Raw genomic sequence first — 5,024 nt, 5'->3', positions numbered from 1 at the left:
GCCCCGGCGTACATGCCGCCCAGGGCTGATGAGTCGATGGCCAGTTGCGGCGCATCCGTCGGGTTGGCGGTGCGGGCCGTGGCGTTCAAGGTCTTGGCGTCGACGTCGTTGGCCCCGGCGATCACCGCCAGGTGCTTGGCCTGGATCTCGGCGTTGATTTTCGCGCTGCGGGTGATGATTTCGAACTGGTCGATATTGCTGGCATTGAGCCCCGCGCCCTCGATGGACACGCTGCCCTGGTCCACCTGATACCGCTGGATCTGGCCATTCTCGATCACCGGCTTGCCGGTGGTCAGGGTGGCTTTCGGGGTGTTGATGAAGCCGCAGCCATTGCAACTGACGCCATAGGGGTTGGCGACGATGACGTGGGCTCCAGGCCCGGCCACCTCGGTGTAGCCCTTGAGCTGACTGGGGCTGCCGCCGTTGACCTCGTTGAGGATCACATTGGCCGAACGGCCGCCCAAATTGGCGTTGCCGAGGATGATTCCCCCCAGTTGGGTGGATTGGGTGCGGCCGGTGGCGTTATTGAGGATCACCCCCTGCTGGCCAACGTTGTAATCGCTGAACTTGTTATGGGACAGGCCGCTGCCATTGGGCGCGGCAATGTTGACGATGGGCACGCCATTGCCGGCCTGACCCAGTGTGGTACCGCTGCCGTTGACCACGATGCCGTCGGCCATCACCACCAGCGGCTGCCAGAACATCATGTTGGCGAGAATGAACGCCAGGCTGCGCTTGGACAAGCCGCAGAAAGCGTCACGCGATTGCAGGGCAGCCGAAGGCTGGCGGGCCATAAAGGCGAGTTGGCGAACGTCCATGTCAGTCTCTCAACAATGCAGGAGCAAAAAACCCCAAAGGCCTTCATCCCGAAGACCCACGGCGAGCGATAATTGATTTCGCGAGGCAAGATCGAACTGGAAATCCATCGATCCGTAGCAGAAAAATGCGGGTCGAAAGAAACAGAACATCAGCAAAAGTGATATCAATCTGGTGGCAAAATACTAAATAGCCACTATTCTGGCGTCAATCTTTCATTCACCCCATCAGGACCTCGGCAGGCTTTTCCTCGGCGCTTTTCACTGCCTGTTCAGCTTGATGAATAATGCTCATTCCCACTATCCATTGGCTGGATAAAGGGTCGAGGGCTACGCTGCAGCCCACAAAAACAACAACGGGAAACAGCGCCGTGCGAACCACGACCCAACACTTTCGCGAGCAGTATCGAGCCGCGGTCAGTCCGCGCTACAACCCCTGGCTACATGGCGGCTTCGTCCTCGGCTACGGTGTGCTGTGCATTGCTGTGCTGTGCAGCACCCTGGAGCGGGTGCAGCCCCTGGAATGGCTGGCGGTGCCGGTGTCGCTGCTGTTCTTCAATCTGTGCATCTACGTGGTGCATCGCTGGCTGGGGCACCACAAGCAGCCTTTCGCCCGGCTGTTCTATGCCCGGCATACCGGCGACCACCACAGCTTCTTCACCCCGGGACTGATGACCTATGAAGGGCGCAAAGACTGGCGGGTGATTCTGTTTCCGGCCTGGCTGATCGTGGTCCACAGCCTGCTGTTCGCCCTGCCCCTGTGGGGGGGGCTGAGTGTCTGGAACAGTAACGTCGCGGCGCTGTTCGCCAGTTGCACCTTGGTCGGCTACCTGGCCTATGAAGTCTTCCATGCCTGTGAGCACTTGCCCGCCGGCCATCCCCTGGCGCGCCTGCCCTGGGTGCGACAGATGCGCCGCCTGCACGAACTGCATCACCGCCGGGAGCTGATGCAGGAGCGCAACTTCAATATCGTCCTGCCGCTGATGGACTGGCTGTTCGGCACCTTGTACTGGCAACCGGAAGAAGTGCCGGCCCCCGTTCCCTTTCCTGACGAGTCCAGGCCCATGACCCGCATGCAGCATCAGATCGAGATCCCCCGCAGCGCCGCCGCCACCCTGGCCTACGCCGCCAGCCCACGCTGCTGGCCACAATGGCATCCATCCTCTCTCAAAGTGTTCGGTGACGATGGCCCCCTGTTCGCCGGGCAGGGTTTCGAGGAAGACATCCATGCCGGCGGACGCAGCGGCCACCTGAGCTGGAAGGTCCGGGAGTACCTGCCGGGGCATCGCTGGCGTGCCACCGCCCGGGGCGATCATGGCCTGGAACTGCAGGTGACCTACGAGTGCCAACCGCTGGCGGACGGACACACGCGTTTTGTGCGGACCCTGGAGTACCGCTTCGACAACCTGCTGATGCGCCTGGGCAATCAGCTGCTATTCAAACGGCGGATAGAACGAGAATCCGCCGCGTCATTGCTGGCATTGTGCGAGACGGCCCAACAGGCCATCCCACTGACGGCCACCGACCCGGCCCGCAGCCCATCCTGAAGCCGACCCCGACAGGAGTCCTTGCATGAATCAGATTGGCCCCCGACGTTTTTCCCCCGGCCGCATCCTCCTGCTGCTGGTGGTCGCGATCCTGGCGTTCCTGCTGCTGGCACCGACCCGAGTCCAGCCGGTGGCCTGGACCCCGGCCCCCGCCCCGTCACTGAGCCAGGGCACCTATGCCGAGAACCACAAGCTCAAGGCGGTGCAGCCCGTGGGCGCCCGGGACATCGACGGCCCCGAGGCCCTGCTCCTGGAAAAGGACCAACTGATCACCGGCCTGCATGACGGCCGGGTGATCCAGACCCACCTCGACGGCAGTGTCCTCAAGGTGCTGGTCAACACCGGCGGCCGCCCCCTGGGCCTGGCCCGGCATCCGGATGGCCGCCTGATCATCGCTGATGCCATCAAGGGCCTGCTGGCCCTGGACCGGCAAGGTCAGTTGCAGACCCTGAGCACCGCCGCCAATGGCCTGAAGTTCGGTTTCACCGACGACGTGGCGGTGGACGCCACCGGGCGCTATGCCTATTTCAGCGACGCCACCAGCCGCTGGGGTTATGGCCACGACGGCGAGGCGGTGATCGAGCATGGCGGCGACGGCCGCCTGTTGCGCTACGACTTCCAGAGCGGCACCACCGAGGTGTTGCTGGAAGGCCTGGAATTCGCCAACGGCATTGCCCTGGGGCCGGACGAGGCGTTTGTCCTGGTCAATGAAACCGGGGCCTACCGCATCAGTCGCTACTGGCTCAAGGGCGACAAGGCCGGCAGCCATGACCTGTTCATCGACAACCTGCCGGGGCTGCCGGACAACCTCAGTTTCAATGGCCGGGAGCGCTTCTGGGTGGCCCTGTATGCGCCGCGCAATGCCCTGCTCGATGGCACCGCGGCCTATCCCTTCGTGCGCAAGATGCTGGTGCGGGCCATGGCCGTGTTGCCCAAGCCGGTGGAAAAGCGCGGCTTTGTCCTGGGCCTGGATACCCAGGGCCGGGTGATTGCCAACCTGCAGGATGGCAGCAGCGGCAACTACTCGCCGATCACCACGGTGCGCGAATATGGAGATGACTTGTACCTGGGGTCCTTGAGTGCCAGCCATATGGCGCGGCTGCCATTGAAGGAGGCGCTGGCGCCTTGAGGGGATGAGAGGGGTGCGCTGATGAGGGGGGGGCGCTGTAGCGTGCAATGGGCACAGCGCGGCGGGCGTCAGGGCGGCTATGCCGCCCAGCGGGAGCAAGCGCCCTTGCCACAACAAGCCTCCTTGCTACCGCGAACAGCCGCTGCTCACTATCCAAATCCATGAAATTGCACGAAACGCGTTGCCAGTAGACACCTGAATAAGCGCGCTTTTTTGTAGGAGGTGAAACCTGTTCCTTATCACAGGGCTAGAGGCCTTATACGGTGACTTTTAAACGAGTGCAGTTTCACTCTCCCGCATAGAAATCAAACCAGAACCCACCTAGGTAAGTTTCGGATTTCTCCTATATCGACCAACCGTGGGTTAAGTACAACCTGTCTTCAATTACACAGCTTTTTGATTCTGGATCTACAACACATTCAGATCGATAGACGTATCTAGGTATTAGGTCCCAGGGAGGGAAGTCAGTGCCGTTAAGGGATTCATTCCTCAAGGAAGTGGACAGCCTGCGTCAATTCGGCCGGACGTTGGTCGCCAGGAATCCGGCGCTTGCCCCCTTCCTCGGCACCAGGGGCGTCGACACAGATGTCGAGCGCCTGATTGAGGGCTTCTCCTTTCTCGCTGCACGCCTGCATCTGACCCTTGATGCCCCTCTCCCGGAGCTGACCCACCCGCTGCTTCAGCGAATATGGCCTCACTATCTGCGCCCTTTCCCCAGCACAACCCTGGTGCGCTTTAACCCGGTCGAGGGGGCGCTCGACGAACGACACATCATTCCCAAAGGGACACGCCTGATGTCCCGACCGATCCATGACGTTCAGTGCGAATTTCGTACCTGCAAGGACTTGATTCTGTATCCACTGCGCATTGATCAGGTCAGGGAGACTCACTCACACGATCACTCACTCTTGCATATTGACCTGGGACCAAACGGCAAGCTGAGCCTGGGCGATTTCAACTGCGATCAACTGGAGTTCCAGTTCACGGGGGACAAGGCCACGGCACTGCAGGTGTATTTGTGGCTGGCCAGGTATCTGAGCGAGATTCGCGTGGAATTCAACGGCAGAGCCATCAGTGTCACAGCACAGCATGTCGAGTTTCCCGGCTTTGCTCCTGACGACGCCCTGTTACCCGCACCAGACGCAAGCATCGACGGCTATCGCATCCTCCAGGACTACTTAACCTTTCCCGAACGCTTTTTCTGTTTTCGGTTGATCAACCTGAAAAACCTATGGCCCGCCGAGCAGACCGAGCAGGTTCGTTTTGAGTTTCGTTTCAATCGACCGATGCCGACTAATGTTCATCTGAACATTGATGACCTGGCCCTGTACTGCGTACCCGCCATCAATTTATTCCAGCACGATGCTATCCCCTTGGCATTAGGCGAATTGGATCGGGAGCAACTCGTCCAACCAGCGGATCTGCCGGAGGATGCATGCGAAATTTTCAGTATTGATCAAGCCCAGGGGATGCAGCGCGAACACGACGCCGAAGACGATATGCCGGTCTACCTGTTCCAGGCTTTTCACGATA

Annotated in this window: 3 protein-coding genes and 1 pseudogene; 3 read left to right on the top strand and 1 reads right to left on the bottom strand. The window is 60.6% G+C overall.

What is annotated here, in order from left to right:
- Nucleotides 1-818: pseudogene (locus BLX41_RS35625) on the bottom strand (filamentous hemagglutinin N-terminal domain-containing protein); the annotation flags it as partial.
- A gap of 368 nt (nt 819-1,186) precedes the next feature.
- Here BLX41_RS35625 and BLX41_RS17635 point away from each other — a divergent pair.
- From BLX41_RS17635 to tssF, 3 genes are all read left to right on the top strand, one after another.
- The gene (locus tag BLX41_RS17635; RefSeq protein WP_123725920.1) at nt 1,187-2,362 is read left to right on the top strand and encodes an SRPBCC family protein; all 1,176 of its coding nucleotides are present in this window, start codon (nt 1,187-1,189) and stop codon (nt 2,360-2,362) included.
- Nucleotides 2,363-2,387: 25 nt separating this feature from the next.
- Nucleotides 2,388-3,491, top strand: a complete 1,104-nt coding sequence (locus tag BLX41_RS17630) for an SMP-30/gluconolactonase/LRE family protein (protein ID WP_123725919.1) — start codon at nt 2,388-2,390, stop codon at nt 3,489-3,491.
- A 467-nt stretch (nt 3,492-3,958) separates the two neighbouring features.
- Nucleotides 3,959-5,024 (top strand): type VI secretion system baseplate subunit TssF (gene tssF, locus BLX41_RS17625; RefSeq protein ID WP_123725918.1); only part of this gene is annotated, 1,066 nt, incomplete at its 3' end.

Origin of the sequence: Pseudomonas protegens, from assembly GCF_003732485.1 — a bacterium.
GTDB classification, from domain to species: domain Bacteria; phylum Pseudomonadota; class Gammaproteobacteria; order Pseudomonadales; family Pseudomonadaceae; genus Aquipseudomonas; species Aquipseudomonas protegens_B.
The sequence above is the reverse complement of the archived record's forward strand: the minus strand, read 5'-3'. Positions and strand labels throughout refer to the sequence as shown.